A 25,624-nucleotide genomic window follows, 5' to 3' on the forward strand; every position below is an offset into this window, starting at 1 on the left:
ATCGCCTTCGCCTGCGGCTTCAGCAGCCAGAGCCACCTGACGCGCGCCTTCAAGGCCGCCACGGGCGTGACGCCGGGGGCCTATCGGGGGCTGCTGTGAGAGGGCGGGACGGGCCGGTGGAGACGGCCGCGACGGGTCTTGAACCGATGAGAACTGGCCTGCCCGCATTCCGTTGATCGTGGAGCGCGGCCGGCCTGCGCCGGTTGCCTTCCGGCCGCTTCGACCCCAATCCTGCGGGAAGCGGGGGCGGATAGCGATGCGGGAGATCGGCGGTATTCAGGTGCTGCGAGGCGTCGCGGCGCTCGGCGTGGTGGCGTTCCATGCCCAGCAGGAACTGACGTGGCGCCACCTCCCCTTGTGGCTGCCGGATCTGCTCATCGGGGCGGCCGGGGTCGACGTTTTTTTCGTCGTGTCGGGCTTCATCATCCTCTACGCATCGGCCCCCCTGTTCGGTCGCGCGGCGTCGGTCATCCTCTTTGCCCGGCGGCGCGTGGCGCGGATCGTCCCTCTGTATTGGCTGACCCTGGCGGTTTACGCGCTCTACGCCGCCGCGTACCACCTGCCCCCCTACGACCTCCACGCCATCGAGCGCGGGCTGGTGCTGTCGATGCTGTTCGTTCCAGCCCACGACAACGCGCCACTGCTGACGACCGGGTGGACGTTGAACTTCGAGATGTTCTTTTACACGCTCTTCGCACTCGCGTTGCCGTTCGAGCGCCGCCGCGCGGTGGCGGCTTTGTCGGCGGGGCTCGTCGCCTACGGGGTTGCGGGAGTGCTCGGCTGGCTGCCCGGATGGGGCTCGGCCTTGGCAAGCTCACTCCTCTTCGAATTCGTGGCGGGCTTGTGGATTGCCGAGGTCTGCCTATCGGGGGTGCGGCTGTCACGCGTGGGTTCGGTCGCACTGGTCGGGGGCGGTGTTTTCGCCTTTGCCGTGATCGCGGCCTTCGACTTCGCATCCTATCAGCTGTGGCGCGGGGTCGTGTGGGGTCTGCCCGCCACGGCGCTCGTGGCAGGATGTGCCTTGGCCACGGGGAGGCAGGCCGGGCGGGTGCGCCGCATCTTCGAGCGGCTCGGGGACGTGTCCTATGCGCTCTACATCGTGCACTACGTCCTGTTTGGCTTCCTCTCACGCGTGGCGCTGCCGTGGTTCCCAACCGGGCGGCTCGGGGTGATGGCCTACTTCGCCCTGCTGATGGTGGCGGCGCTCGGCGCAGGGTGGCTCATCCACATCGCCCTTGAGCGGCCGATGTACCGTTGGATGACAGGCCGCCGGCTCCGCCCCACTGGGCCGAAACTGCCCGAAAGGGGCGCTCTCACCGACCTCGCGCTACCCCGAGTTGGTTTAGAGCGTATTTGAGAAGGGTTCCCTTGGGGGCTCGGGCGTGATTCGTGAGGGGTCGGATCGACCCTGTGAGCCGCTGATGATGCCAAGGATGAAGCTGCCGAGAAGGCGGGTCTACGACACCGATCTGAGTGACGGCCAGTGGGCGCTGATCGAGCCGATGATCCCACTGGCCGCACCTGGCGGTCGTCCGCGCAAAGCCGCGACGCGGGATCTCGTCGACGCCATTCTCTATGTCCTGCGTGCCGGCGGTAGCTGGCGCCTGCTGCCACACGATCTCCCACCATGGCAGACGGTCTACCACTACCTCCGCCGTTGGCAGCGGGAAGGCGTGTGGAACCGGGTCCACCATGCGCTGGTGATGGCGGATCGCGAACGGGTCGGCCGCGAGCCCTCGCCAAGCGCGGCCATCCTCGACAGCCAGTCGGTTCGCACCGCCGATCAAAGGGGAGGTCGAAAGGCTATGACGCCGGCAAGAAAATCAGCGGACGCAAGCGCCACATCCTGACCGACACCGACGGCCACCTGCTCGCCGTACATGTCCATGGCGCCGACATCCAGGACCGGGACGGCAGCAAAGGCGCGCTGAAGCGCTCGCGAGCGCGTTTCCCTTCGTGCAGCGTGTCTATGCCGATGGCGGCTATGCGGGGCGCCTCGTCGGATGGGCAAAGGACAAGACCTTCATCGTCCTGGAGATCATTCGCCGGAAGGCGATGGTCAAGAGCTTCGAGGTTCTGCCGCGCCGCTGGGTCGTCGAACGGACCTTCGCCTGGATCATGAAGAACCGCCGCTTCGCGCGCGACTGCGAGCGACCCACCAGCGTTGCTGAAACGCTCATCGTCATCGCGGCCTGCGCCACGCTCGTCAGGCGTTGGACGTGACAAGAAGCGGCCTTCTCAAACGCTCTCAGGTGGACGCTCCATGGGCCAGGGTCTCCACGGAAGCGCCACGACGACAGAGGCAGTCCCTCGCGCGATCCAATGACGTCAAAAGAGCGTGAGGGCCTTGGCCTGTCCGGCGGTCAGAAGCGGTAGCCGATGCCGCCGGTCACCAGTACGATGTCGCTGTGCAGACGCGTCTTGAGCGGCAGGACCGCTGGACCGCCCGGGACAGGTGCGGCGAGCCCCGACATGCGCTGTGCGACCCAGGCGTCCTTGATGTCGACGAACAGGCTCCATCGATCGTCGAGGTCGACGTCGACACCCCCGACCACGGCGCCCCCGACGCCGTCACGCAGGACGGGTTGGGCGATGGCGCCCGGGGCGTTGTGGAACACGACCGCGTAGGCCAAGCCGCCGCCGAGGTAGGGGTGGAGCCGGCCGTAGTCGAAGTGATAATGAGCCGTCGTCGTGATCGCGCCGACCCGCTCCCGCGCCAGGGTTCCGAAAGGAGCCAGCACGCCGGTGCCTTTCTCGGCGAGTTTCGGGGGCCAGCCACCCGAGATCGAGACCGCGATCTGCCGCGTGAAGAAATAGCCCGCTTCGGCGGCTGCGGTCACGACCGGACCCGTCTTCAGGCCACCGCCGATCACGGGCTGGCCAGCGATGCTGGCTCCGCCCAGGCCCTGGTCGAAGAAGGCGCCGGTCGCGCCGAGACGCACGAACACCGGACGGAACGGAGCCGGCGCGTCGGAGGCGATCGCCATCTGTGCCGGAACGTCGGCGGCCTGCGCGGGGCGGTCGAAACTGGCCGAGCCCATCAGCAACAAGACAGCCAGCCGCGAATGGGCTTTGGGACGTCGGACCATGAACAAGCCTGAAGTTGTCTGCGGTTCGCGCGACCCGACGCACCGGGCCCACGCGCCAGATGTGAAGAACCAGAAGTCTTAAGATGCAGCGTAGGTCGCCGAACCTGTCCCAGGCCTTTGCCGGACCTCGACAGGCCAGAGCCTTCGCGTCGGTCACGGCTGCGGTCGACACCCCTGCGACCGAGCGACGGGCGGTTGTCCGTCGCCCATCCCGGCCTTGCATTCGCAACGGCTGGACGGGGCGCATGCGGCCTTGGCCCGCGCCGTCTCCGGACAGCGTCTTCACGCCGCAGACCAAGAGCAGATCGCGATCAGGTCGCGTCACCTGATCGCGTGAAGGTGATCGCAAAACATGCCACTAGAGCTGAAGTCGCGAGCCAAGGCGAGCGGCGACGGCTCTAGCCCGCTCCGGGCGTCGCCGTCACCGCGACGGTGCGAGTTCTTTACGCTTGCCGCGTAAGGTCCTGGCGACCCACCGACGCCTCCTCGCACCTGTTCATCTCATGCCTTGTCCAAGAAGCTTGATCAGCGGTCTCGTGCTGTCCACGGTCTGGTTCGGCAGTTGCGCGGCCGGCACAGCGGGTGCGGAAGGCGTCTGGACGCGCGAGGACGGCGCGGGCAGCGTGCGGATCGCCCGCTGCGGGGACGCGCTCTGCGGGCACATCGTCTGGCTCAGGGATGCCGCCGGGCCGGGCCGCATGGGCGATCGGGTCTTCTACGACATGAAGGCGTCGGCAGCCGATCGGTGGTCGGGCTCGGCCCACAACCCGGAGGATGGACGCGACTACGCCGGGACCATGGTCCTGGCGGGCGATCGGCTCGTGACGGAAGGCTGTGCTCTCGGCGGCCTCGTCTGCAAGACCGTGCGCTTCCTCCGCCGGCCCTGAACCCGACGACGAGGGCGAAGCCTCGATCGGTCCCTGGCCCGCGCGACGCAGGCCGCTGAAAGGTCCACCATGTTGCTTTCCGCCGGCAAGCTTCAGGTTTGCTCGACACGTTCCACGACGCCGCTGGCGCAGGTCGGCGCGATCGCTCGGCTGCCCATGCAGATCGCCACGATGGTGCGAAGCCTCATCGACGTGTGGCCGGACGCGGTCTACTCGAAGGCGCTGGTCGAGACGCGACTGCTGGGGCGCACCACCGTCTTCGTCACGGACCCTCGGCTGATCCGGACCTTGCTGGTCGACCACGCGGATGCGCTGGCACGGGAGGAGGTCGCCCAGCGGGCCCTGGTGCCGGCGCTGGGGAATGGCATCCTCACCAGCGATGGGGCCGCTTGGCGCCTGCAGAGACGCACCGTCGCTTCGGCCTTCAGGCCGGACTGCATCCGCGCGCTGGTGCCTCGCATGCATGAGGCCGCCCGAAGGACCAGCGAGCGCTGGTCGCGCCGCAGCCCGCACGAACCGTTCGACCTGCTCAAGGACATGATGCGGACAGCGCTCGACATCGTCCTGGCGGCCCTCGTGTCGGGCGACAGCGCGCTCGACGTCGATGCCTTCGAGCAGGCGCTGGAGACCTACATCGGCACCACCAACTGGAAGATGGCCTATGCCATGGTGGGCGTGCCATCCTGGGTCCCGCATCCCCGCCAGGGGACGGGGGCCGAGGCGGCGGCGGCCTCCCGGGCCGCGATGGCCGCCATCGTGGCACGTCGGAGGACCTCGGGCGTGCAGGGCACGGACCTGCTCGGGATGCTGCTCGGGGCCCGCGACCCGGAGACCGGCACGCCGATGGACGACGCCGCCATCGTCGACAATCTCCTGACGTTCATCGCCGCCGGCCACGAAACGACGGCCCTCGCGCTCACCTGGACCTTGCGGCTGCTGCACGACCATCCGGAGGTCGAGCGGCGGGTCCTGGACGAGATCGAGGTGATCCGCCCCGATTTCACCGGCGATCCCGCCTGCGTCGATCGCCTCGTCTACACCCGGCAGGTGCTGATGGAGAGCATGCGGCTGTTTCCTCCCGCGCCGTTGATCGTTCGCCGGACGACCCGCCCGGTGCCGCTGGACGGGACGACCGTGCAGGCCGGCAGCTCGGTCCACATCCCGATCTACGCCCTCCACCGCCAGGAACGCCTGTGGCCCCGTGCCCAGACCTTCGACCCCGATCGTTTCGCGCCCGGTCCTGCGGCCGAACGGGAGCGCTTCGCCTACATGCCCTTCGGCGCGGGGCCGCGGGTGTGCATCGGCGCCGGGCTGGCGATGACGGAAGCCCTGGTCGTGCTGGCCAGCCTCCTCCCGAGCTACCGGCTGCGCCCCCGGCAGGCTACGCCGCCCCGCCCAGAGATGCGCATCACGTTGCGCCCCGCGGGTGGCATGTCGGTCACGATCGCGCGTCGCGGGTCCAGCCATGGGTAAGCCGGACCGACACGAGACGCCGATCCTGGCGGCGCTCGTCCACGAGACCGTGGTGGTGGCGAACTATTCCTCGATCGCCCACGTCGCCATCGCCCTGTCGATGAGCGTCTTCTTCTGGCAGAGCGCGCCCAAGCCCTATCTGATCTTCCTGGCGGCGGCCATGAGCGTCACCAATGCCGTCACGATCGCGCTCGCGATCAAGTTCAAGGACGCCATCCCCCAATCCAGTCCCTCGACGATCGAGCGCGGACGCCGCTTCGCGATCGGCCTCGCCTTCACGGTGGGGGCGATCTGGTCGACGATGCCCTACGCGCTGTTCAAGGATGCCGACGGTGGGCACCAACAGATCGTGATCGCCACCGCGGCGGGTCTCGTGTCCGACGCCTTCGTCGTCGGCCCCCTGCTGGCCGTCTCCATGGCCCTGGTGATCCCCATCGTGGCCGGCTCGGCCATAACTCTGTGCGTGCTGCAGCCGCCCTATTTCGAATACATCTCCGTCCTGCTGGCCATCTACGCGATCTTCGTCTTCGCCAGCCAGCGTCGCCTCGCGCGCTACGCCCGGGAGCGGATCCACGATCGCCTGCTGGTCGCCGAACAGGGCCAGACCATCGCGTTGCTCCTCAACGACTTCGAGGAAGGCGCGAGCGACTGGCTGTGGGAAACCGACGTCGAAGGCCGCCTGAGACACGCGCCCGCCCGCATGGCGGCCGCGCTGGGGTGCCGGATCGAGGACATCCAGGGCCAGGTCCTCGTCGCGGTCCTTGCGCGGCACACCCGCGGTGGTGACCCCGATGGCACGGTCGCGGCCGTCGCCCGGGCCATGGCCGGCCGCGACGCCCTCCAGGCCGCGACGCTGGCGTTGCGGATCGAGGGGATCGATCGCTGGTGGACCTTGAACGGCAAGCCGTACTTCTCCCTCGGCGGGGAATTCCGGGGCTATCGCGGCGTGGGATCCGACGTGACCCGCGATCGCGAGGCGGAGCTCCGCATCGGCTATATCGCGACCCATGACGTGCTGACCGGCCTGTCCAATCGCGCGGCCTTCCAGGACGCGCTCGCCACGGCCTGCGAGAGCGCCGATACCTGCGCGGCCGCGCTGCTCTGCATCGACCTCGACGGGTTCAAGGCCGTGAACGACCGGTACGGGCACGGCACCGGGGACATGCTGCTGGTTTCGGTCGCGAAGCTGCTGCAGGAACTCGCCCCGCGGGACGCCATGGTGAGCAGGCTCGGCGGCGATGAGTTCGCCATCCTGCTGACGGGCCAGGGACGGGGCGAGGCCGAAGCGCTCGCCACGGCCCTGGTGGCCCGCGTCGGCATGCCGTTTCGCATCGAGACCGAGCTTCTGGCCATCGGGGCGAGCGTCGGCGTCGCGGTCGCGCCCGAGGACGCGACCGATGCCGCGAAGCTCCTGGCGCGCGCCGATCTCGCCCTCTACAGCGCGAAGCAGGCGGGGAAGGGCCGGGCGGAGCACTACGACGTCATGCTCGATGAGCGCCTCGCGCGGCGCCGGCGCCTGGACCGGGACATGCGCCAAGCTTTGACCGACGGCGGCTTCGAGCTCCACTACCAGCCGCAGATCCGCCTGTCGGACGAGAGCGTCAAGGGCTTCGAGGCGCTGCTGCGCTGGCACCACGACGCCGAAGGCTGGATCTCCCCGGCCGAGATCATCCCGATCGCCGAGGCGACTGGCTTCATCGTCGAGATCGGGCGCTGGGCGCTGCATAAGGCCTGCGTGGATGCCCTGGCGTGGCAGGGTCGGCGCGTCGCCGTCAACATATCGTCCAATCACTTCAAGCTCCCCGACTTCGTCGAGAACGTCTTCGAGGTGCTCGACGTCACCGGATTGTCCCCACAACTGCTCGAGATCGAAATCACCGAGTCCATTCTGTTGGATCGCAGCTACGACGTCCTGGGTAACCTGGCACGCTTGCGGGTCCGCGGGGTGCGGATCGCGCTCGACGATTTCGGAACGGGATATTCGTCGCTGAGCTACCTCACGAGCTTCTCGTTCGACACGATCAAGATCGATCAGTCGTTCATCCGCAACCTTCGCGACCGTCCGGAAAGCGCCGCCGTGGTGGAAGCCGTCACGCTGATGGCTCGGGCCCTCTCCATGGAGGTCACGGCCGAAGGGGTCGAAGACGTCGAGCAGTTGAACCTGCTCCTGTCCAAGCGGTGCGACAACGTCCAAGGGTACCTCTACGGACGCGCCCAGCCCCTGTGCGCGCTGCCCCAAACCCTGCTGCAGATCCCGCAATATAGACAGGACGCCCGCTGGGTCGAGATGCCCGCCGTCGATGACCTGAATGCGCGGGTCGTTCGAAGCGCCTAGAGCAGTGTCGGCTTGCTCCGAGTCGCCGTGGCGACTCCGAGCCGACGACACTGCTCTCGATTCGAGAGCTGGAGCGAAAGCGCTCCAGGCGTCGACCGTGAACCGGCGACCACTGTGGATATCGTGTCGGAGCCGGCAGGCCCCAAGTCGCGCGGCGCAGCATGACACGAGCGCATCTCGTGACGGCCGGACCAGCCACGGAGCGGACCCACCGAGCGCGGTCCCTCTGAACCGTTCCGACCGGGAAGGCGCGCCGGTCGTGATGGTCCTCGGCAACGGCGTCATGACCGGCGAGACCTTGCCCATGGGTCGCGGCGCACGCTGGGTTCGACCTGCCCGATCCGCGACCACGCTCCACGGCGCTGACCGGCCAAGGCCCGCTTCCGGGAACGCCGCGAGTGGGCGTGTCCGACGACGTCGGGTCGATCGCCGAATGCGACGACGGGACGGCGTCACCGTCCCACAGTCGTCCCATGCGGCGGCCCTGGCCGGGCTTATGAGGCGGCCTGACGATCAGGCCGACGCTTTGGGTTTCCGAGCGCCCCGGCGACGAGTTTCGGGCCCGAGCACCAGCCACGCAGGCGCGTGATCGCTCGCGCCGGCTTTCCCTCTCACGTCGCGACTGACGTCGGCCTCGGTCAGGCGAAACGCCAGGTTGGGGCTGAGGAGCAGGTGGTCGAGTCGCATGCCCTTGTCGTTCGGCCAGCGCTGGTGGAGGTAGGCCCAGAAGGTCCAGAGCCGCCCCTCGGGGTGTCGTTGCCGCAAGGCGTCCGTCCAACCCTGGTCCACGAGCCGTGCGAATGCCGACCGGCTCTGCCCTGCCAGCAGGGCATTCTCCTTCTCGCGGTGCCCGGGATAGATGTCGGCCTCGGTCGGCACCACGTTGTAGTCGCCGGCGAGCACGACCGGCACGCCGGCAGCCATCAGCTCCGCCGCATGGGCGATGAGGCGCTCGAACCAGGCGAGCTTGTCGTCGAACTTGGGTCCGGGCCGGGGATTGCCGTTCGGCAGATACAGCGAGGCGACGAGGACGCCGTCCACCGCGGCCTCGATGTAGCGGGCCTGCGCGTCGTCGGGATCGCCGGGCAGCCTGCGGCGGGTGAGGACGGGGGTGGCGCCGCGGGCGAGGATGGCGACGCCGTTCCAGCTCCGCTGGCCCTGCCACACGGCGCCGTAGCCGGCAGCCTCGAGGGCCGCGAGCGGGAAGGCGTGCTGGTCGGCCTTCAACTCCTGCAGGCAGACGACGTCGGGTCGCTCGGCCTCGAGCCACTGCAGCAGGTTCGGCAGCCGCGTGTTGATGCCGTTGACGTTGAACGTCGCGATCCTCATCGCAGGCGGCCCCTGACCGGACCGAGCCTCTCGACGGCCTCGGCCAGGGATCGTTCGCCGTCGTCGTAGTCCGCCCACGCCTTGAGCTTGCGCACCAGAGCCGGGACGGTCCTGATCGTGTAGCGGGCCGGATCGAGCCCCTTCTTCACCTCCCTCCAGGTGATCGGCATGGAGACCGGCGCGCCCGGGCGCCCGCGTGGCGAGAAGGGCGCGACGGCGGTCGCCGTGCGGTCGTTGCGGAGGTAGTCGAGGAAGATGCGACCCGTCCGCTCCTTCTTGGCCATGGTGGTCAGGAAGCGCGTCGGGGCGTCCGCCGCCATGATTCTGCACACGTCCCGCGCGAAGGCCTTGGCGGCCGGCCAGTCGATACCCTCGGCCGACACCGGGGTGACGACGTGCAGTCCCTTGCCGCCCGTGGTCTTGCAGAAGCTGACGAGGCCGAGGAGGTCGAGGAGGTCGCGCAACTCCTTGGCGGCGGCGATCACCTCGGCGAAGTCCACGTCCGGCGCGGGGTCGAGGTCGAACACCAGCCGCCCCGGCTGCTCGGGGCGGGAGGCTTCGCAGTTCCAGGGGTGCAGTTCGACGGCTCCGGCCTGGGCCGCCGCGATGAGCGCCTCGACGCTGTCGAGTTCGATATAGGCCTCGCGTTCTCCCGGGATGGTCACCTCGGTGATCAGGGGAGACTGGTTCTGGCCGGTGTGGCGCTGGAAGAACTTCTGGTGCCCGTCGATGCCGTCCGGCATGCGGACGATGGAGCAGGGTCGGCCCTGGATATGGCGCAGGAGCCGGCCGCCGACCGCCTCGTAGTAGCGGGCGAGGTCGAGCTTGGTGACGGGTTTGCCGTCGCCGTCGTCGGGCCAGAGCGGCTTGTCGGCATGGGAAACGGTGACGCCCATCACGGGCACGGAACCGCGCGGCACGACGGTCCTGGCCTGGACCGTGCCCGCCACCGGCACGCGAGGCGCGGTGGCGGCCTCCGGCACCGGTGCTTCAGCCTCGACCTCCTCTGCGGGCTTGTCCTCGCGCAGGCCCTTGAAGGAGGCCTGGCGGGTCATGCCGTCCGCGGTGAAGCCGGCATGGTGGATCTCCGCCACCAGCTCCGGCCGAACCCAGTGGGCGCCGGCCGCCTTCTTCGGCGCGCCTCGGCCCGCGAAGGGGCTGTGCTCGGCCTCGACCGCCTTCAGTCGTGGCAGGATCACGTCGACGACGTCGCGCCCGAATCCGGTGCCGATCCGGCCCACGTAGACCAGGTCGCCGTCGCGGTAGACCCCGGCGAGCAGAGAACGGAAGTCCTGGCCCGTGGTGGTCCAGCCGCCGATCACCACCTCCTGGCCCTCCCGGGTCTTCGCCTTGCCCCAGCTCTCGCTCCGCCCGGACTGGTAGGGCGCGTCGAGGCGCTTCGAGATGATGCCCTCGAGACCCATGCGGCTGACCGACTCGAGCATCTCCTCGCCGGCCGTGACGAAATGCTCGACGTAGCGGACGTTGGGCGGCGCGCCCTCGACCAAGGCCTGCAGCCGGGTCTTGCGCTCCGACAGCGGCAGGGACCGCAGGTCGGCCTTGCCGGCGAAGAGCAGGTCGAAGACGAAGTAGGTCAGGCCGGCCGTCCTGCCGTCCGAGATGGCCGCCTGCAGGGCCGAGAAGCTCGGGGCACCCGCGTGGTCCAGCGCCACGACCTCGCCGTCGACGATGCCGTCCGGCAGGCTGGCGCCGGAAGCCACGATCTCCGGGAACCTGGCCGACCAGTCCAGCCCCTTCCGGGTCAGGAGGACGGCCTTGCCGCGCTCCACGCGCAACTGCATGCGGTAGCCGTCGAACTTGATCTCGTGGGCCCAGTTCGGGCCCGACGGCGGCTTCGACAGCGACTGGGCCAGCTGCGGCGCGACGAAGTCCGGCAGGCGGGACACGGTCGCGGCCTTCGCCGCCGCGGCCTTGGCCGGCGCCTTCCCGGCCCGCGTCGTGGCGCCGGCCCCGGTGTTCCTCTCTCCGCGATCGCCCTGCCATTCGGCCCCGGCATCGGCGCCCCCGGCGGTCATGAACGGCTTCGCGGCGTTTCCCGTGCCGGCGGTGATCTCGGGCATGGTTCGGCCGGACGCGACCGACCGGTCGGCGTCCGTCGGACCGGTGGCGTCGCCCTCGACCGCGGCCTCGTCGCGGTGCTTGATGAGGAGCCAGGCTTTCCCGGGCTTGTCGCTGCCCTTGCCCTTCATGCGCACCAGCACCCAGGAGCCGTGCATCCGCTCGCCCTCCATGACGAACTTCAGCTCGCCCTTCCGGAGCGCGGCCCCGACGTCCTCGAAGCCCGGCTCCGGCGCCCAGAAGCCGCGGTCCCACAGCATGACGGTGCCGCCACCGTACTGGCCCTTGGGGATGGTGCCCTCGAAGTCGCCGTAGTCGAGCGGGTGGTCCTCGACCTCCATCGCCATGCGGCGGTCCTTGGGGTCGAGCGACGGCGCCTTGGGGACGGCCCAGGAGCGGAACGTGCCCTCGGACTCCAGCCGCAGGTCGAAGTGGAGGTGGCTGGCGGCGTGCTTCTGGATCACGAAGCGCAGCGCCTTCGACGGCACCACCCGCGCGTCCTTTCCCGACGGCTCGCTCGTCCGGGAGAAGTCCCGCATGCTCTGGTAGGACTGAAGCTTCGTCGCCGTCATGGTCGCTCCGACCCGGGGTCAGTACCCCTAACGGACGTGCGGGCCGGCGTGATCCGGGCCGACCCAGGGCTTGGTGAATCCTTTCTCGGCGCGAGCGCGTTGACGAAAGGCAGGGAGACGCCAGCATGACAGAGGCAACCGAACAGACCCGCCGCTTCAGCGTGCAGGCCCGCCACGTCGACGCCCACCACGCCAGGGTGCTCGAGGAGACGTCCTTCGAGGCTGCCGCGGTCGCCTACGCCGAGGAGTTCGGCCTTCCCTTCGCGGACGAGCACGAGATGAGCGTCGTCGTGCGCGACCTCGACAACGGTCACCAGCACTCGTTCCGGATCGACCTCGACACGGGCGACACGACCGCCACCGGCTGACCGGAGCCACGTCGCTCGAACGATCCTTCCTCGGGATCGTTGTGACCCCGAGGAAGCGCATGATCCGCTTCGCCCGAGGGACATCGACATGGCGTATCGCCCGAGCTGGCAAGGTCATCTCAAGCTGTCGCTCGTGACCTGTCCCGTCGCGCTCTACACGGCGACCAGCGCCGGCGGAGACGTGCACTTCCACCTGATCAACCCGGACACCAACAACCGCATCAAGATGATCACGACCGATCCCGAGACCGGGCCGATCGAGCGGTCGAAGCTGGTGAAGGGCTACGAGGTTTCGAAGGGCGAGTATGTCCTGCTGACCCCCGAGGACATCGCCTCGGTCAAGCTCGAGAGCACGCGGACGATCGAGATCGAGCGGTTCGTGTCCGAATCGGAGATCGATCGCCTCTATTGGGACAACCCCTACTTCATCGCGCCGGACGGCACGCTCGCCCAGGAGGCCTTCGGGGTCATCCGCACCGCGATGGAGAAGACGGGACAGATCGCCCTCGGCCGCATCGTCCTGGCGACGCGCGAGCGCATCGTCGCGCTGGAGCCGCGCGGCAAGGGCATCCTCGCCTACACGATCCGCTCGGACGCCGAGGTGCGCAAGTCCGACGACATCTTCAAGGACATCGACGACGGCCACCCCGACCCGGCGATGATCGCCATCGCCGAGAAGATCATCGAGCAGAAGGAAGGGCCATTCGACCCGAGCCAGTTCGTCGACCGATACGAGGAGGCCCTCAAGGCGCTGATCGAGGACAAGAGGAAGGGCCATGCCTCGGCCAAGGTCGAGGAGCCCGAAGCCTCGAACGTGATCGACCTGATGGCGGCCCTGCGGGCGAGCCTCGCAGGCAAGCAGGAAACCGCGGCGAAGAAGCCGGCGCCCAAGGCCAAGCCCGCCGCCAAGGCGAAACCCGAGAAGGCCAAGGCGGCCGCCAAGCCGAAGGCCCGCAAGGCGGGCTGAAGGCCCGCAAGGCGGGCTGAAGGCCCGCAAGGCGGGCTGAAGGCCCGCAAGGCGGGCCGGACCGGCTCAGGCCCTTCCGGCCTTTCCATAGGCCGTGCGGGCGTCGAGGAGCGCCTGGGCGGCGGCCTTGTGACGCTCGACGTAGGAGGCCTGGGCGGCCCTGCGCTCGGCATCGAGTTCGTCCTGACGCCGCCGGAAGTCGGTCTCCTCCGACTTCCGCTCATCGTCGAGGTTGCGCAGGGCCGCCTCCGCCGCGTCGAGCGCCGACCGGTCCGGGGGCGGTTTCGGCGGCGGCGAGGGCTTGCCGCTCGGCTTGGCCCCGGTCCTCCTCGGTGCGTCCGGCACCTTGGGCAGGCTGACGGATTCGCGCGCGAAGGGATCGCCCGATCCCACGGCGCGCTTGAGCGGGACTTCCGGATGGGCCAGTGCCGCCTCGACAGCCTGCGGGTCGTCGGTGACGCGCGCCTGCCCGTCGGCGAACAGGTTCTGATGCGTCCCCCAGGCGCGCAGGGCCGCGGCCTGGCTCGGCGCGGCCACGACGGTGTCGAAGAACCCGAGGTGGGTTTGGAACACCTTCAGTCGGCGTCCCGTGGCCTGGGTCATGGGAACCTCCCGTGTCGTCCGAGCGTCGCGGGACGCCGCGGCACAACAGCGATCCGCGTCATCTCTCAGACCCCAGCGCCCGTCAACGCGGATCGGTCGACGCCGACAGCCTGGACGTCGTTGTCGGACATCAAGCCGATACAAGGTCTGCTGCGGAAGCGTGTGATCCTCGATCAGCCGGTCGCCGCAGCCCCGCTCGCCGTCGATCCGGGCCCCGGCTGCCGCAGGCTTGTCGATGTTTCGGTACAGCGAGCGAACGGAGACGCCAGCCTCCTGCGCGAGCCGTGCGGCCATCACGGGTGTGGGCAGCGTGCTCATCGCCTGGAGGAGGCAAAAGAGGCGGTCGCCCCGCGCCGTCAGCCTACTGCCGGTTTCTGTCAGGTCGGCGTTGGTCCATCCCGGTGACGGGGCACGACGACATGCCCCGCCTATCGGAGACTGCCGTGACCGTTCAGACGACGACCCACCTCGACTTCCGCGGGCAGGCCCGCGCGGCTCTCGACTGCTACTGCTCCGTCCTTGGGGGCGAGCGGACGATCGTCACCTATGGAGACCTTGGGGCGACGCAGGGCGTCGGGCAGGCCGAGCACATGATCTGAGGCCAGGCGGCTTCCGTTGAGGGGTTCCGGATCATGGCCTATGACATGCAGCCGGAGAAGCCTTTGAATTCCGGCGAGAACGCGTCCTACGTGTCGGTCCGCGGCGACCCGTCCGAGGAGATCGCGGCGCACTGGGAGAAGCTCCGCATGGACGCGTCGGTTCTGCAGCCGCTCGGCCCCTCGGCCTGGTCCCGCTCGACGGGATGGTGGACGATCGGTTCGGGGTGACCTGGGTCATCGATTCGATGATCGCCTGAGCTGACATGCCGATTGGCGGACAATCAAACGTCCAGCCGCTTTCCGGCATCAAAGCCGGAATCGTGGGCGACCGGGTCGGGTCGGCAGGAGCCGTCGGGCCTGAGCGTCGGTGGATCGGCTCGATCGCCTCGCGACCCGGCGCCGGGCACCCTGCGGAGGGCGCCTGGCGATCCTCGATTTCACCGGGCCTGTGTCGGCGCGCCGAGAGTCCATGTCGGGGTGACGCCCACGCTGTTCACGGTGGCCTTCAGCGCCCGCCGTTGCCTCCGGAAGGGCCGTCGAGCATGTGAGGCGATGGCCACCACGAAATCGTAAAAGCCTTGTAGGATGAAGCGCCGAGAGCTCGAGTGCCTGAAGGATCCATGTCGTATCGCCTGTTCCCGATCATCGTCGCCCTGGCACTCACGTCGAGCCCCGGGGTCGCCCAGACCCCTGATACCGTCTGGCTCGAGGGATTGACCTGGACCGAGCTGCGCGACCGCATCCAGAGCGGCACCACCACAGCCATGATCCCCATCGGAGGTGTCGAGCAGAGCGGGCCGGACATCGCGCTCGGCAAGCACGACGCGCGCGCCAAGGTGCTGGCGGAGCGGATCGCACGCGAACTCGGGCACACACTGGTCGCACCCGTCGTGGCCTACGTGCCCGAAGGCGGCATCGAGCCGCCGACCTCGCACATGCGCTTCCCTGGCACCCTCACGGTGCCGTCCAGCGTCTTCCGCGCCACCATCGAATCCATTGGCGCCAGCCTCAAGCTGCACGGGTTCAAGACCGTGGTGTTGATCGGCGAGCACGGCAGCTACCAGGGCGACCTCGCCTTCGTGGCGGCCGATCTCAACCGAAAATGGGCTGCGACCTCCGCGAGGGCCTATTTCGTGCCGGAATATTACCGGGCCGCGACAGTCGGGTTCAAATCCGTGCTGCGGAGCCATGGGTTTTCAGACGCCGAGATCGGCACCCATGCGGGCGTGGCCGACACCTCGCTGACGATGAGCTTGGCCCCGGACGACGTCCGTCAGGAGGGCCTCAAGTCCGGGGTCGATCTCGATGCCGCTCATGGTGTCTACGGCGAGCCGCGACGGTCCAATGCCGAGGTCGGCAAGCTCGGGGCAGACGACATCGTGCAGAAGACGGTCGCGGCCATCAGGGCCGACCTTTCGCGTGGAGCACGCCCATGACGATCACGCGACATCCCCTGCAGTCGCGCCGCGGCCGGCCGCTCGGCGTCCGCCCGCCGAGACGCCCTCTTCGGATCGGTCTGTGTGCCGTTGCGCTGGCGCTGTCGGGCTTGAGCACGGCGACTGCCGCCAGGGCCGGAGAGGCCGACAGGCCGGCGGATTTGCCGGAATGGCGGCTGATGCGCGAGGCCGCGATGGCTCCCGTCAACGTCTATGCGCTCACGACGGCCGGTCACCTCGCCGACGCGGTCGCCGGCATGCCCGAGCGCGTCTACGTGCCGAACATCAAGTCGCGGGACGTTTACGTGATCGATCCCGCGAACCTGAAGGTGGTCGATCACTACGGCGTCGGCCGGGCTCCCCAACACATCGTACCCTCCTGGGATCTGAAGACGCTTTGGGTGACGGGCAGTGCCGAGAGCGCCACGCTCTGGGGGAGCCTCGCCGCGATCGATCCCCGGACCGGCAAGCTGGCCGAGACGCTCCCGATCGAGGATGCCTACAACATGTATTTCACGCCGGACGGCGCGTCCGCCATCGTCGTGGCCGAGTCGCGCCGACGCCTGGAGTACCGCGACCCACACGCCATGACGTTGCAGGGCTCGCTGACGATCCCGGAGTGCGTCGGGCTCAACCACGCCGATTTCTCGGCCGACGGCCGCACGGCCGTCTTCACCTGCGAGTTCTCCGGCTCGCTCGCCCGCGTCGATGTCGCCAACCGCAAGCTGCTCGGGCTTCTCAAGCTGAAAAAGGGCGGCATGCCCCAGGACATCCGCATCTCGCCCGACGGTCGGCTGTTCTATGTCGCCAACATGATGACCGACGGCGTGCACCTGATCGATGCCGACACCTTCGAGGAAGTCGGCTTCATCCCGACCGGGATCGGCACGCATGGCCTTTATCCGAGCCGTGACGGCACCAAGCTCTATGTGGCGAACCGCGGCACCCACGTGGCCGGCGGTCCGCCTCATGGCCCGGGCAGCGTGTCGGTGATCGACTTCGCGACCCGCGCCGTGGTGGCGACATGGCCCATCCCCGGCGGAGGCAGCCCCGACATGGGCAACGTCAGCGCGGATGGTGCCCACCTGTGGCTGTCGGGTCGCTTCGATGGGGTCGCCTACCGCTTCGACACCGCGACAGGCGAGGTCGCCAAGATAAAAGTGGGCACCCAGCCGCACGGGCTGACGATCTGGCCTCAACCGGGGCGCTACTCGCTGGGGCATACCGGGGTCATGCGGTGATCGCCCAGACGAGACGCGCTCACCGTCGGTGCGGGATCGACCCCAGGCGTGGCGATCGTCACGCTCTCGCCCGGTGTGTCTTGTTCTTCAGAACGGTAGCGATGCCGGTCCGATGTCCCGTTCCGGCAGGATCATCCTCCGGAGTGCGTTGCATTCAGACGAATTCCTTCCAGGGTGCTCCATGAACAAGATGCCATATTTGCTACTGGTTCTCGTCGTCATGGCGAACGCGGCTCAGGCTGGCGAGATCGTGAGGACGGTCCCTTCCGGGAAAAACCAGCGCATCGACTTCCTGGCAAGCGTGAACCCGGACTGTTCGTCGATGGGCACACCGACTGTCCGCCTCGTCGAGGGACCGAACAACGGGGTCGTGACGACCGACAAGGCCAAGGATTTCCTACCCTTTCCCAAGGGGAATGTCCGCTCCAGGTGCAACGGCAGGCGCGTGTCGGGGTTGAAGATCTTCTACCAGTCGACGGTCGAGTTCTTCGGTGTCGACCGCGTGCGATTGCTGGTGATTTCAGCGTCAGGTGGGGAGCGTGAGGCCACCTACGTCATCCAGGTGAAGTGACGTCGTAACCTCATCCAAAACCCCTCGAGGCCACCGCCGGAAGGGTGGAGAGCGGAACGGCTGCTTTCAAGCGAAAGACCAACCAAGGCGGACCCTCGCGCTCCGGCAAGTCCTGGCCGAAAGTGAAGGATATGGTGTTGCCTTGGCTTCCCGCATCGGGTCGATGGCTAGGTCGCTCACGCTCCCGATCGGCATGAATCTACCGCCAGGTAGCTAAGGGCGAGACTCTTCGCGTCATCCTCGACAGTTGGGATCATGATCTTAGGCGGAACGCTCAGCCCGTCGCGTGCGGCGCGGATCGCCGGCGCGGCCTCGGCGTAGATGTTCGCGAAAGCCTCCAGATAGCCTTCGGGATGGCCGCCCGGCACGCGAGAAAAGCTGTGTTTCGTGCGTCAGCACCGGCGCTATTCTTTGTCGTTGCCCCCGCTGCGCCTTGCGTTGCATCGATCGGTACTGACCGAGCATCCGGCAAACGCAACGCCCGGACATGTTAAGCACGTCACGGACCTGCTCGAGGCCAACGCGTCGGCGCGCGCGGGGCTCATCAGTTTCCCCGGGATGCCTCTTGCAGGATCAGCATGACGAGCGTGAGATCAGCAGCCGTCCCAAGAAGCTGGCTAGAGCCGTCGCCGCTCGCCTTGACTCGCGACTTCAGCTCTAGTGCCATGTTTTTGCGAGCATCTTCACGCGATCAGGCGACTCGACCTGATCGCGATCTGCTCTAGAACCGTCGCCGCTCGCCTTGGCTCGCGACTTCAGCTCTAGTGCCATACTTTTGAGATCATCTTCACGCGATCAGATGACTCGACCTGATCGCGATCTGCTCTAGTCTCGATCTTGAGGTCCTTCAGCCGCGTGACCTGGTCCGACGTCAGCCGGCCGATCTTCTGCCGCCAACGATAGTACGTGACGTCCGGTGCCCCGTCCAGGATCGGCATAGCCAGCTGCGGCATGGCAGGGCGCGTCGACCGTTCGGACAACCCGAACGACGAGGCACCGAGCGGCTTGACGTGTCACATTCGGATGATACGAATGGCGCACTGAACGTGATTTCAAAACGCGTCAGTACCCAAGCATCACACAGGATGATGGTGGGCCGGGGAGGAAGTCGCGGAATGCCGGTGCAGACCGACGAATCGAACAGTTCTGAGGCGGGCCTGCGACCCGATGGGCCCAAGCCCGCGCTCGCGTTCAACCGGCTCTGCAAGAGCTTCGACGGTATCCCGGTGCTGCGCGAGATCACGGCGCGCTTCATGCCCGGGACCGTCAACGTGCTGGCCGGCGAGAACGGCGCAGGCAAGTCGACGCTGTTCAAGATCATCTCGGGCCAACTCGCGCCCGACAGCGGCATCCTCGTCGTCAAGGGCGCGCCGGTCCTGACCTTCGATCCGCGCCACGCCCGTGGGCTCGGCGTCTCGATCATCCCCCAGGAGCTGCTGCCGATCCCGGACATGAAGGTTTGGCAGAACCTTCTCGTCGGGCGCGAGCGCGTCTCGGCACTCGGCTTTCTGAAACGACGCGAGATGATGGCCGAGGCCCGGCGGCTGCTCGAAGAGTTTCACCTCGACATCGATCCGGAGGCGCCGATGCGCCGCCTCGGCGTGGCCGCCACTCAGATGATCGAGATCATCAAGGCGACGTCGCGCGACAGCGACGTCGTGCTGATGGACGAACCGAGCTCGTCGCTGAGTTCGCGCGAGACAGAGGAACTGTTTCGCGCCATCCGGCTCCTGCGGGCGCGAGGCGCCTGCATCCTCTACACGAGCCATCGCATGGAGGAGATCGAGCAGATCTCCGACACCGTCGCGATCATGCGGGACGGTGCCTTCATCCGCCAGGCGCCGACATCGACCCTCACGGAACGTCAGATCATCACCGACATGGTCGGCCGCGACATCGAGGATCTGTTCCCCAACCGGGTGATCGGCGCGAACCGGACGCCCGTCCTGGAGGTCCGGGACTTCAAGGTCGCGGGTTACCCGGCCAGCACATCCTTCACGGTCCACGCCGGCGAGATCCTGGGGCTCGGCGGCCTCGTGGGCGCGGGCCGCAGCGAATTACTGGAAGCGATCTTCGGCCTGCGCAAGGCGGATGGGGATATCCGGCTCGATGGCGCCCCAGTGGCGGGTTCCTCGCCGGCGAAATCGATCCGGCGCGGCATCGCCTTCGTGCCGGAGGATCGCAAGCTCGCCGGCGTACTCACCTCGCTGTCGATCCTCGACAACGTCACGCTGCCGCATCTTGCCGGCTTCACGGGCGGAGCCGGTTTCGTCGACAATGCCGCCCGCCGCGCCCGGACGCTCGACGTCCTGAGGCGGACGCGGACCAAGTATGCCCGCCTCGGCCAGATCGTGGCGCATCTCAGCGGCGGCAACCAGCAGAAGATCGCCCTGGCCCGCTGGCTCGTGACCGGCACGCCCCGACTGCTGATCCTCGACGAGCCGACGCGCGGCATCGATGTCGGGGCCCGCAGCGAGATCTACCAATTGATCCACGATCTCGCGGCCTCGGGCGTCGCGGTGCTGCTCGCCTCCTCCGACATGCCCGAGCTCATCAACCTCAGCCATCGCATCCTGGTCATGCGGGGCGGCGCCATCGCGGGAGAACTCACGCGGGACGCCGTCAACCAGGAAGGCATCCTGCGGCTCGCCATGGGAAAGACCAAAGATGCAGCCTGATCGCGCCACCATCCCGTCCGGGGATCTCGCCGCGCCGACGCCCGTGAGGACACGGGTGGACGTCCGGGCGCTGCTCTTGCGCTACGCCCTGGTCATCGTCCTCTTCGTCTTCGTCGGCGTGCTCGGGGTGTCGAACGCCAGCTTCTTCACGCTGTCGAACTTCAACGTCGTCCTGCTCCAGGTCTCGACCAACGCGCTGCTGGCCACGGGGGCCACCTATGTGATCCTGACCGGCGGCATCGATCTTTCGGTGGGCAGCGTCGTCGGCATGTCGGGCGTCGTGGCCGCCATGGTGGCGCAGCGTGACGGCCTCCCCTGGTCGACGGCGGCGGTCGCGGCCGGCGTCGCGGCGGGCGGCGCGGTCGGGCTGCTCAACGGTTCCCTGGTCGCGGTGGCCCGCGTGCCCGCCTTCGTGGCGACACTCGGGACCATGACGATCGCACTCGGCATCGCTTACGTGCTGAGCGACGGCCAGCCGATCTCCGGCCTGTCGGACGCCTTTCTGGCGGTCAGCGACCACTTCTACGGTTTCCCCGTGCCGGTCTTGCTGATGGTGGCGGCCGTGGTGGTGTCCTGGCTGCTGCTGTCGCGCACGCGGCTCGGGCTGCACATCTATGCGACCGGCGGCAATCCGCAGGCCGCGCGCGTGGCGGGCGTGAACCTCCGCGCGATCCGCCTCACCGTCTACACCATCAGCGGCCTGCTCGCGGGTCTCGCCGGCGTGGTCCTGGCCTCCCGGGCCACCGCCGGCATCGCCACGACGGGCACCGGCTACGAGCTCAACGCCATCGCGGCGGCCGTGATCGGCGGCATCAGCCTGATGGGCGGCCGCGGTTCCATCTTCGGCACCGTGTTCGGCTTCATGATCATCGGTGTTCTGGATAACGGCCTGAACATCCTCAATGTCTCGCCCTTCTACCAGCTCATCATCAAGGGCGCGATCATCATCGGCGCAGTCTTCATCGACTCGACGCTGAACCGGAAGGACGACTGAGCCTCGTCCCATCCGAGACACAAGGCTCACGAGAGGAAACAACCATGAAAGTCTCGAAGCGTTCCGGCCTGCGGACCGTTCTCGCCGCCACCGCGGCATTGCTCGCCGCCACGCCGGCTTTCGCCGACAAGGCCAAGCCCGTGATCGGTTTCACGGTCTACGACATGTCCTCGTTCATCGCCTGGGGCAAGCAGGGCGCCGAAGCCATCACCAAGGCCATCAACGGCACGCTGCTCTGGCAGAGCGCCCACAACGACGTCAACGCGCAGATCTCCCAGATCCAGCAGTTCATCAACCAGAAGGTCGACGTCATCATCATCGCGGCGGTGAATTCCGCCACGCTCGGCCCGCAGATCGAACAGGCCACCAAGGCGGGCATCCCCGTCATCGCCACCAATCTTTCGATCTCGGGGCCGGAAGCCGCGAAGCTCGTCTCCTACGTGGGGCCGAACGATGTCGGGGCGGGCGAGCAGGAAGCTCAGGCGGTCGTCGACGCGTTGAAGGGCAAGGGCAACGTCGTCATCATGCAGGGCCCCGTGGGTCAGTCGGGCGCCATCGACCGCACCAAGGGCATCCAGAACATCCTGGCCAAGAATCCCGGCATCAAGGTGCTCGCCATGCAGCCCGCCAACTGGGAGCGCACCCAAGCCTATAAGCTGATGCAGGACTGGCTGTCGCGCTACAACGGCCAGATCGACGGCCTCATCTCCGAGAACGACGACATGGCCATCGGCTCCATCCAGGCGCTGAAGGAGAAGGGCCTCGCCGGCAAGATCCCGGTCTCGGGCGTCGACGCCATCAAAGACGGCCTGCGCGCCATCCGCTCGGGCGACATCATCGAGACCAACCTGCAAAACGGCGCGCTGGAGCTCGGCATGGCGGTCCAGGTCGCGGTCGACCACCTCCAAGGCAAGCCCGTGCCCAAGGAGGCCATGCTGCAGATGCCCGCCATCACCAAGGCCAATGTCGACAAATTCTACGACCAGCTCTTCGATCATTCGGATAAGTTCATCGAAGGCCTGCCCGAACTGATCAAACAGAATATGGCGTCCGGGCAATATGCCAACGAGTGAAGGCGGCTCCACCGCCGAGTGAGGCTGGATGAGCGACGTCACGCCCCAAGGCACCGACCCGATCCGCAGCGCGCGCGCCATCGAGAACCGGCGCAAGCTCATGCTGGAGCAGATCATCCGATCCGGGTCGGCGCAGGTCGAGGATCTGGCGTCGCGGTTCGGGGTGAGCCGCATGACGGTCCACCGCGATCTGGACGCCTTGGTGGAGCGGGGCACCGTTCGCAAGCAGCACGGCGGCGTCACGCTGCACGAGACGGGTTCGGTGGAGAGCAGCTTCAGCTACCGGATTCACCTCGCCGAACGCCAGAAGGCCGCCATCGCCCGCGCGGCGGCGGCGCTCATCCAGCCCGGCCAGTCCGTCATCCTCGACGAGTCCACCACGACGCTGTGCATGGTTCCCCATCTGTCGAGCAAGACGCCGCTGACCGTGATCACCAATGGCATCGCAATGGTCGACGCGCTGAAGGAGGCTCACGGCATCCGCCTGGTCGGCCTCGGCGGTACCTACAACACGCGGCTCAACGCCTTTTTCGGCCTGATCTGCGAGACGACAGTGGCCTCCTTGAGGGCCGGCCTCCTGTTCATGTCCACCTCCTCGATCATCGACGGCTTTGTCCATCATCAGGACGAGGAGGTTCTCAAGACCAAGCGTGCCTTCATGGCCAGCGCGGCCCGCAGCGTCCTCATCGCCGACAGCTCCAAATTCGGCGCCACGGCGCTGAACCGCATGGCGGGGCTCGATGCCTTCCACGCCGTCATCACCGATTCCGGCTTGGCCGAACCCGTTCGCCAGCAGATGCGAGAGGCCGGTGCGGCCCTGACCATCGTCGACTGCTGACCCCCTCATCAGAAGTCCAAGGAGATGTCTCCCGTGCCCGAACTATCCACGACCTCGAAGGGCTTCTCGCTGGCGGGGCTCACCGCTCTCGTCACCGGAGGGGCGAGCGGCATCGGCCTGTCGATCGCAAGGGCCTTTGCCGACAGCGGCGCCCGCCTGGCCCTGGTCGACCGCGATCCCGGCGTCGCGGCGGCAGCCAGCGCTCTCGGTCCGGATCATGTCGGACTGGTGGTCGATGTCGCGGCCGACGGGGCTCCGAGCCGGACGGTCGACGAGGTGATCCGACGTCTCGGGTCGATCGACATCCTGGTCAACAATGCCGGCATCGTCCGGCTCGCCCCGGCCGTCGCGGCGAGCCGTTCCGATTGGGACGCGACGCTGGCCGTGAACCTGACGGCACCCTTCCTCTTCGCGCAGGCGGCGGGCGCCCACATGGTGGCGCGCGGCCGAGGCCGCATCATCAACATGGCGTCACAAGCTGCCAGCGTCGCCTTGCAGTCCCATGTCGCCTATTGCAGCAGCAAGGCCGCCATCGTCGGCATGACCAAGGTCCTGGCGCTGGAATGGGGCCCGCACGGCGTCACCGTCAACGCGATCAGCCCCACCGTCGTCGAGACCGATCTCGGGCGCCAGGCCTGGGCGGGCGAGGTCGGCGAGGCGATGAAGAAGCTGATCCCGTCGCGCCGTTTCGCCCAGCCGGAGGAGATCGCCCTCGCGGCCGTCTACCTCGCGAGTCCGGCTGCCGCCATGGTGAACGGCGCCGACCTCGCCATCGACGGCGGCTACACCATCCAATAAGGACGCCCACTCATGAACAGGATCATCAACGATCCCGACGACGTCGTCGAGGACGCGCTCAAGGGTCTCACGGCGGCGCATCCCGACCTCCTCGCCGGCACCGCCCATCCCCGCGTCATCCGGGTGGCCGGCGCCGGCGCCGTGGGGCGGGTCGGCGTCGTGACGGGCGGCGGTTCGGGCCACGAGCCGGCCTTCGTCGGCTATGTCGGGCCGGGCCTGCTCGACGCCGTCGCGATCGGCGAGGTCTTCGCCTCGCCGACGGCCCGCGCCTTCGAGGCGGCCTTCAAGGCCGCCGATGGCGGGCGCGGTGTCGCCTGCCTCTACGGCAATTACGCTGGCGACAACATGAACGTGAAGATGGCGGTCCGGCTCGCGGCGCGGGACGGGCTCGCGGTCAGGACGGTCGTGGCCAACGACGATGCCGCCTCGGCGCCCCCCGACGAGCGCGGCAAGCGCCGCGGGGTCGCGGGCGAGATCCTGATGTGGAAGACCGCGGCGGCGCTGGCGGCCGAAGGCGCCGACCTCGAAACCGTAATCGCGGTGGCGCAGAAGACCATCGACGCCACCCGCAGCGTCGGCATCGGCCTCTCGGCCTGCACCATCCCGGCCGCCGGCAAGCCGAACTTCAGCATCGCGGACGGCACCATGGAGGTCGGCATCGGCCATCACGGCGAGCCGGGTATCGCGGTCCGGCCGATCGCGCCGGCCCGGGCCATGGCGGCCACCATGATGGAGACGATCCTCGCCGATCTGCCCTTCGCCCGCGGCGACGACGTCGCCGTGCTGGTGTCGGGCCTCGGCGCGACGCCGGTGATGGAACTCTACATCCTTTACGCTCATGTCGCCGAGATCCTGGCCGAGGCCGGGATCCGCGTGCGGCATCGGTTCGTAGGCAATTACTTCACCTCGCTCGAGATGATGGGCGCCTCGGTGACGCTCACCCGGCTCGACGCAGAACTCGACCGCCTGCTCGGCGCCAAGGCGCGCTCGATCGGCCTCACCGTGACGGGAGACGCCTGATGTCGGACACGATCGATCTCGCGGCCGCCGGCCCGATCCTCCACGATATGATCAAGGTCATCGTGGACAACGCGGCACTGCTCAACGATCTCGACGGCGCCGTCGGCGACGGCGACCATGGGGTCAACATGAGCAAGGGCTTCCGCCGCACGGGGCAGAAGCTCGACGCCGCGCCCACCGGCCTCGGTGAAGGCTTCGGCGTCTTGGCCGAGACGCTTCTCGACGAGATCGGCGGCTCGATGGGGCCGCTCTATGGCAGCTTCTTCCTCGACATGTCGACGTTCCTTCGAGGCCGCACCACGCTCGATCGCGACGGCTTCGCCGCGATGTTGCGCGCCGGCGTCGCGGCGGTGGTCGACCTCGGCGAGGGTAGGCTCGGCGACAAGAGCCTCGTCGACGTGCTGGTGCCGGCGAGGGACGCCTTCGACGCCGCAGCGGGCCGGGGCGAAGACTTCTCCGCCTGCCTCGGCTCGCTCGACGACGCCGCTGAACGGGGCTTCGCATCGACCCGCGACCTCGTGGCGAAGATCGGCAGAGCCAGCCGCCTCGGCGAGCGTTCGCGCGGCCACCTCGACGCAGGCGCGGCCTCCTGCCGAATGTTGCTTCATGCCCTGGCGGATGGATTGCGGAGACAGTTGGACGACTGAGAACCCAAGAAGCGATCGAATATCGCG

The 25,624-nt window shown here is 68.0% G+C and carries 24 protein-coding genes and 3 pseudogenes; 20 read left to right on the top strand and 7 right to left on the bottom strand.

Features of this window, described 5'->3' with window-relative positions; all coding sequences use genetic code 11:
* The 3 genes and pseudogenes from D3272_RS23210 to D3272_RS23220 form a co-directional block, all read left to right on the top strand.
* Positions 1 to 99 (top strand): AraC family transcriptional regulator (locus D3272_RS23210; protein ID WP_165361493.1); only part of this gene is annotated, 99 nt, incomplete at its 5' end.
* 157 nt (positions 100 to 256) lie between these two features.
* Positions 257 to 1,357, top strand: a complete 1,101-nt coding sequence (locus tag D3272_RS23215) for an acyltransferase family protein (protein WP_129221600.1) — start codon at positions 257 to 259, stop codon at positions 1,355 to 1,357.
* Between the two features lie 64 nt (positions 1,358 to 1,421).
* A pseudogene (locus tag D3272_RS23220) lies at positions 1,422 to 2,223 on the top strand (IS5 family transposase).
* A 140-nt stretch (positions 2,224 to 2,363) separates the two neighbouring features.
* On the opposite strand, the gene D3272_RS23225 reads toward D3272_RS23220, so the two are convergent.
* On the bottom strand, positions 2,364 to 3,089 hold the full coding sequence (locus tag D3272_RS23225) for an OmpW family outer membrane protein (protein ID WP_245496751.1): 726 nt from the start codon (positions 3,087 to 3,089) through the stop codon (positions 2,364 to 2,366).
* Between the two features lie 521 nt (positions 3,090 to 3,610).
* Here D3272_RS23225 and D3272_RS23230 point away from each other — a divergent pair.
* The 3 genes from D3272_RS23230 (at position 3,611) to D3272_RS23240 (ending at position 7,784) form a co-directional block, all read left to right on the top strand.
* Positions 3,611 to 3,976: a DUF2147 domain-containing protein gene (locus D3272_RS23230; RefSeq protein ID WP_165361494.1), complete on the top strand. Its 366-nt coding sequence runs from the start codon at positions 3,611 to 3,613 to the stop codon at positions 3,974 to 3,976.
* Positions 3,977 to 4,045: 69 nt separating this feature from the next.
* On the top strand, positions 4,046 to 5,449 hold the full coding sequence (locus tag D3272_RS23235; RefSeq protein WP_245496744.1) for a cytochrome P450: 1,404 nt from the start codon (positions 4,046 to 4,048) through the stop codon (positions 5,447 to 5,449).
* Positions 5,442 to 7,784 carry a putative bifunctional diguanylate cyclase/phosphodiesterase gene (locus D3272_RS23240; protein ID WP_129221603.1) on the top strand — a complete coding sequence of 781 codons (2,343 nt, stop codon included), beginning with the start codon at positions 5,442 to 5,444 and terminating at the stop codon, positions 7,782 to 7,784. Before D3272_RS23235 ends, D3272_RS23240 begins: the two co-directional genes overlap by 8 nt.
* 513 nt (positions 7,785 to 8,297) lie before the next feature.
* Here D3272_RS23240 and D3272_RS23245 read toward each other — a convergent pair.
* Positions 8,298 to 9,113: an exodeoxyribonuclease III gene (locus D3272_RS23245; RefSeq protein WP_129221604.1), complete on the bottom strand. Its 816-nt coding sequence runs from the start codon at positions 9,111 to 9,113 to the stop codon at positions 8,298 to 8,300.
* A complete protein-coding gene (gene ligD / locus D3272_RS23250; RefSeq protein WP_129221605.1) occupies positions 9,110 to 11,764 on the bottom strand; it encodes a DNA ligase D in 2,655 nt (884 codons plus the stop codon). Before ligD ends, D3272_RS23245 begins: the two co-directional genes overlap by 4 nt.
* A gap of 125 nt (positions 11,765 to 11,889) precedes the next feature.
* Between ligD and D3272_RS23255 the strand changes: the two genes are divergently transcribed.
* Entirely contained in the window at positions 11,890 to 12,132 is a 243-nt protein-coding gene (locus D3272_RS23255; RefSeq protein ID WP_129221606.1) for a DUF5961 family protein, read from the top strand.
* Between the two features lie 88 nt (positions 12,133 to 12,220).
* Complete coding sequence (gene ku, locus D3272_RS23260) at positions 12,221 to 13,099, top strand: non-homologous end joining protein Ku (RefSeq protein ID WP_129221607.1); 879 nt, start codon at positions 12,221 to 12,223, stop codon at positions 13,097 to 13,099.
* 66 nt (positions 13,100 to 13,165) lie between these two features.
* Here the strand turns inward: ku and D3272_RS23265 are convergent, their stop codons facing one another.
* Together D3272_RS23265 and D3272_RS28125 are read right to left on the bottom strand one after the other, a co-directional pair.
* On the bottom strand, positions 13,166 to 13,702 hold the full coding sequence (locus D3272_RS23265; RefSeq protein WP_129221608.1) for a hypothetical protein: 537 nt from the start codon (positions 13,700 to 13,702) through the stop codon (positions 13,166 to 13,168).
* Positions 13,703 to 13,828: 126 nt separating this feature from the next.
* Positions 13,829 to 14,020: pseudogene (locus tag D3272_RS28125) on the bottom strand (transcriptional regulator); the annotation flags it as partial.
* Between the two features lie 125 nt (positions 14,021 to 14,145).
* On the opposite strand from D3272_RS28125, the gene D3272_RS27745 reads away from it, so the two are divergent.
* The 5 genes from D3272_RS27745 (at position 14,146) to D3272_RS23285 (ending at position 17,549) form a co-directional block, all read left to right on the top strand.
* Positions 14,146 to 14,301, top strand: a complete 156-nt coding sequence (locus D3272_RS27745; RefSeq protein ID WP_207210294.1) for a VOC family protein — start codon at positions 14,146 to 14,148, stop codon at positions 14,299 to 14,301.
* Between the two features lie 33 nt (positions 14,302 to 14,334).
* Positions 14,335 to 14,529, top strand: coding sequence for a VOC family protein (locus D3272_RS27750; RefSeq protein WP_207210295.1), 195 nt, complete (start codon positions 14,335 to 14,337; stop codon positions 14,527 to 14,529).
* 392 nt (positions 14,530 to 14,921) lie between these two features.
* On the top strand, positions 14,922 to 15,737 hold the full coding sequence (locus tag D3272_RS23275) for a creatininase family protein (RefSeq protein ID WP_129221609.1): 816 nt from the start codon (positions 14,922 to 14,924) through the stop codon (positions 15,735 to 15,737).
* A complete protein-coding gene (locus D3272_RS23280) occupies positions 15,734 to 16,978 on the top strand; it encodes a YncE family protein (RefSeq protein ID WP_245496745.1) in 1,245 nt (414 codons plus the stop codon). Before D3272_RS23275 ends, D3272_RS23280 begins: the two co-directional genes overlap by 4 nt.
* A 181-nt stretch (positions 16,979 to 17,159) precedes the next feature.
* Positions 17,160 to 17,549: a hypothetical protein gene (locus D3272_RS23285; RefSeq protein WP_129221610.1), complete on the top strand. Its 390-nt coding sequence runs from the start codon at positions 17,160 to 17,162 to the stop codon at positions 17,547 to 17,549.
* 420 nt (positions 17,550 to 17,969) lie between these two features.
* Here D3272_RS23285 and D3272_RS28465 read toward each other — a convergent pair.
* Together D3272_RS28465 and D3272_RS23295 are read right to left on the bottom strand one after the other, a co-directional pair.
* Positions 17,970 to 18,147, bottom strand: a pseudogene (locus D3272_RS28465) (IS3 family transposase); the annotation flags it as partial.
* A 163-nt stretch (positions 18,148 to 18,310) separates the two neighbouring features.
* Positions 18,311 to 18,502 (bottom strand): hypothetical protein, encoded by a 192-nt coding sequence (locus D3272_RS23295; protein WP_129221611.1) that lies wholly within the window; start codon positions 18,500 to 18,502, stop codon positions 18,311 to 18,313.
* 162 nt (positions 18,503 to 18,664) lie between these two features.
* Between D3272_RS23295 and D3272_RS23300 the strand changes: the two genes are divergently transcribed.
* Genes D3272_RS23300 through dhaL form a run of 7 tightly spaced genes read left to right on the top strand, consistent with a single transcriptional unit; the run spans position 18,665 to position 25,597 of the window.
* A complete protein-coding gene (locus tag D3272_RS23300) occupies positions 18,665 to 20,227 on the top strand; it encodes a sugar ABC transporter ATP-binding protein (RefSeq protein ID WP_129221612.1) in 1,563 nt (520 codons plus the stop codon).
* Positions 20,217 to 21,221 carry an ABC transporter permease gene (locus tag D3272_RS23305; RefSeq protein WP_129221613.1) on the top strand — a complete coding sequence of 335 codons (1,005 nt, stop codon included), beginning with the start codon at positions 20,217 to 20,219 and terminating at the stop codon, positions 21,219 to 21,221. Before D3272_RS23300 ends, D3272_RS23305 begins: the two co-directional genes overlap by 11 nt.
* A 44-nt stretch (positions 21,222 to 21,265) precedes the next feature.
* Complete coding sequence (locus D3272_RS23310) at positions 21,266 to 22,294, top strand: substrate-binding domain-containing protein (protein WP_129221614.1); 1,029 nt, start codon at positions 21,266 to 21,268, stop codon at positions 22,292 to 22,294.
* Positions 22,295 to 22,322: 28 nt separating this feature from the next.
* A complete protein-coding gene (locus D3272_RS23315; RefSeq protein WP_129221615.1) occupies positions 22,323 to 23,132 on the top strand; it encodes a DeoR/GlpR family DNA-binding transcription regulator in 810 nt (269 codons plus the stop codon).
* 24 nt (positions 23,133 to 23,156) lie between these two features.
* On the top strand, positions 23,157 to 23,930 hold the full coding sequence (locus D3272_RS23320; RefSeq protein WP_129221616.1) for a GolD/DthD family dehydrogenase: 774 nt from the start codon (positions 23,157 to 23,159) through the stop codon (positions 23,928 to 23,930).
* Positions 23,931 to 23,942: 12 nt separating this feature from the next.
* Positions 23,943 to 24,950: a dihydroxyacetone kinase subunit DhaK gene (locus D3272_RS23325; RefSeq protein WP_129221617.1), complete on the top strand. Its 1,008-nt coding sequence runs from the start codon at positions 23,943 to 23,945 to the stop codon at positions 24,948 to 24,950.
* Complete coding sequence (gene dhaL, locus D3272_RS23330; protein ID WP_129221618.1) at positions 24,950 to 25,597, top strand: dihydroxyacetone kinase subunit DhaL; 648 nt, start codon at positions 24,950 to 24,952, stop codon at positions 25,595 to 25,597. The genes D3272_RS23325 and dhaL overlap by 1 nt, the downstream gene beginning before the upstream one ends.
* Positions 25,598 to 25,624 lie beyond the last annotated feature (27 nt).

Source organism: Lichenibacterium ramalinae (assembly GCF_004137085.1).
GTDB classification, from domain to species: Bacteria; Pseudomonadota; Alphaproteobacteria; order Rhizobiales; family Beijerinckiaceae; genus Lichenihabitans; species Lichenihabitans ramalinae.

Excerpts from the sequence above, each read along its gene's own strand:
- D3272_RS23215 (WP_129221600.1), top strand. The coding sequence starts at position 257 with ATGCGGGAGATCGGCGGTATTCAGGTGCTGCGAGGCGTCGCGGCGCTC.
- D3272_RS23225 (WP_245496751.1), bottom strand. The coding sequence starts at position 3,089 with ATGGTCCGACGTCCCAAAGCCCATTCGCGGCTGGCTGTCTTGTTGCTG.
- D3272_RS23235 (WP_245496744.1), top strand. The coding sequence starts at position 4,046 with ATGTTGCTTTCCGCCGGCAAGCTTCAGGTTTGCTCGACACGTTCCACG.
- D3272_RS23240 (WP_129221603.1), top strand. The coding sequence starts at position 5,442 with ATGGGTAAGCCGGACCGACACGAGACGCCGATCCTGGCGGCGCTCGTC.
- D3272_RS23245 (WP_129221604.1), bottom strand. The coding sequence starts at position 9,113 with ATGAGGATCGCGACGTTCAACGTCAACGGCATCAACACGCGGCTGCCG.
- ligD (WP_129221605.1), bottom strand. The coding sequence starts at position 11,764 with ATGACGGCGACGAAGCTTCAGTCCTACCAGAGCATGCGGGACTTCTCC.
- D3272_RS23255 (WP_129221606.1), top strand. The coding sequence starts at position 11,890 with ATGACAGAGGCAACCGAACAGACCCGCCGCTTCAGCGTGCAGGCCCGC.
- ku (WP_129221607.1), top strand. The coding sequence starts at position 12,221 with ATGGCGTATCGCCCGAGCTGGCAAGGTCATCTCAAGCTGTCGCTCGTG.
- D3272_RS23265 (WP_129221608.1), bottom strand. The coding sequence starts at position 13,702 with ATGACCCAGGCCACGGGACGCCGACTGAAGGTGTTCCAAACCCACCTC.
- D3272_RS27750 (WP_207210295.1), top strand. The coding sequence starts at position 14,335 with ATGGCCTATGACATGCAGCCGGAGAAGCCTTTGAATTCCGGCGAGAAC.
- D3272_RS23275 (WP_129221609.1), top strand. The coding sequence starts at position 14,922 with ATGTCGTATCGCCTGTTCCCGATCATCGTCGCCCTGGCACTCACGTCG.
- D3272_RS23280 (WP_245496745.1), top strand. The coding sequence starts at position 15,734 with ATGACGATCACGCGACATCCCCTGCAGTCGCGCCGCGGCCGGCCGCTC.
- D3272_RS23285 (WP_129221610.1), top strand. The coding sequence starts at position 17,160 with ATGAACAAGATGCCATATTTGCTACTGGTTCTCGTCGTCATGGCGAAC.
- D3272_RS23295 (WP_129221611.1), bottom strand. The coding sequence starts at position 18,502 with ATGCCGCAGCTGGCTATGCCGATCCTGGACGGGGCACCGGACGTCACG.
- D3272_RS23300 (WP_129221612.1), top strand. The coding sequence starts at position 18,665 with ATGCCGGTGCAGACCGACGAATCGAACAGTTCTGAGGCGGGCCTGCGA.
- D3272_RS23305 (WP_129221613.1), top strand. The coding sequence starts at position 20,217 with ATGCAGCCTGATCGCGCCACCATCCCGTCCGGGGATCTCGCCGCGCCG.
- D3272_RS23310 (WP_129221614.1), top strand. The coding sequence starts at position 21,266 with ATGAAAGTCTCGAAGCGTTCCGGCCTGCGGACCGTTCTCGCCGCCACC.
- D3272_RS23315 (WP_129221615.1), top strand. The coding sequence starts at position 22,323 with ATGAGCGACGTCACGCCCCAAGGCACCGACCCGATCCGCAGCGCGCGC.
- D3272_RS23320 (WP_129221616.1), top strand. The coding sequence starts at position 23,157 with ATGTCTCCCGTGCCCGAACTATCCACGACCTCGAAGGGCTTCTCGCTG.
- D3272_RS23325 (WP_129221617.1), top strand. The coding sequence starts at position 23,943 with ATGAACAGGATCATCAACGATCCCGACGACGTCGTCGAGGACGCGCTC.
- dhaL (WP_129221618.1), top strand. The coding sequence starts at position 24,950 with ATGTCGGACACGATCGATCTCGCGGCCGCCGGCCCGATCCTCCACGAT.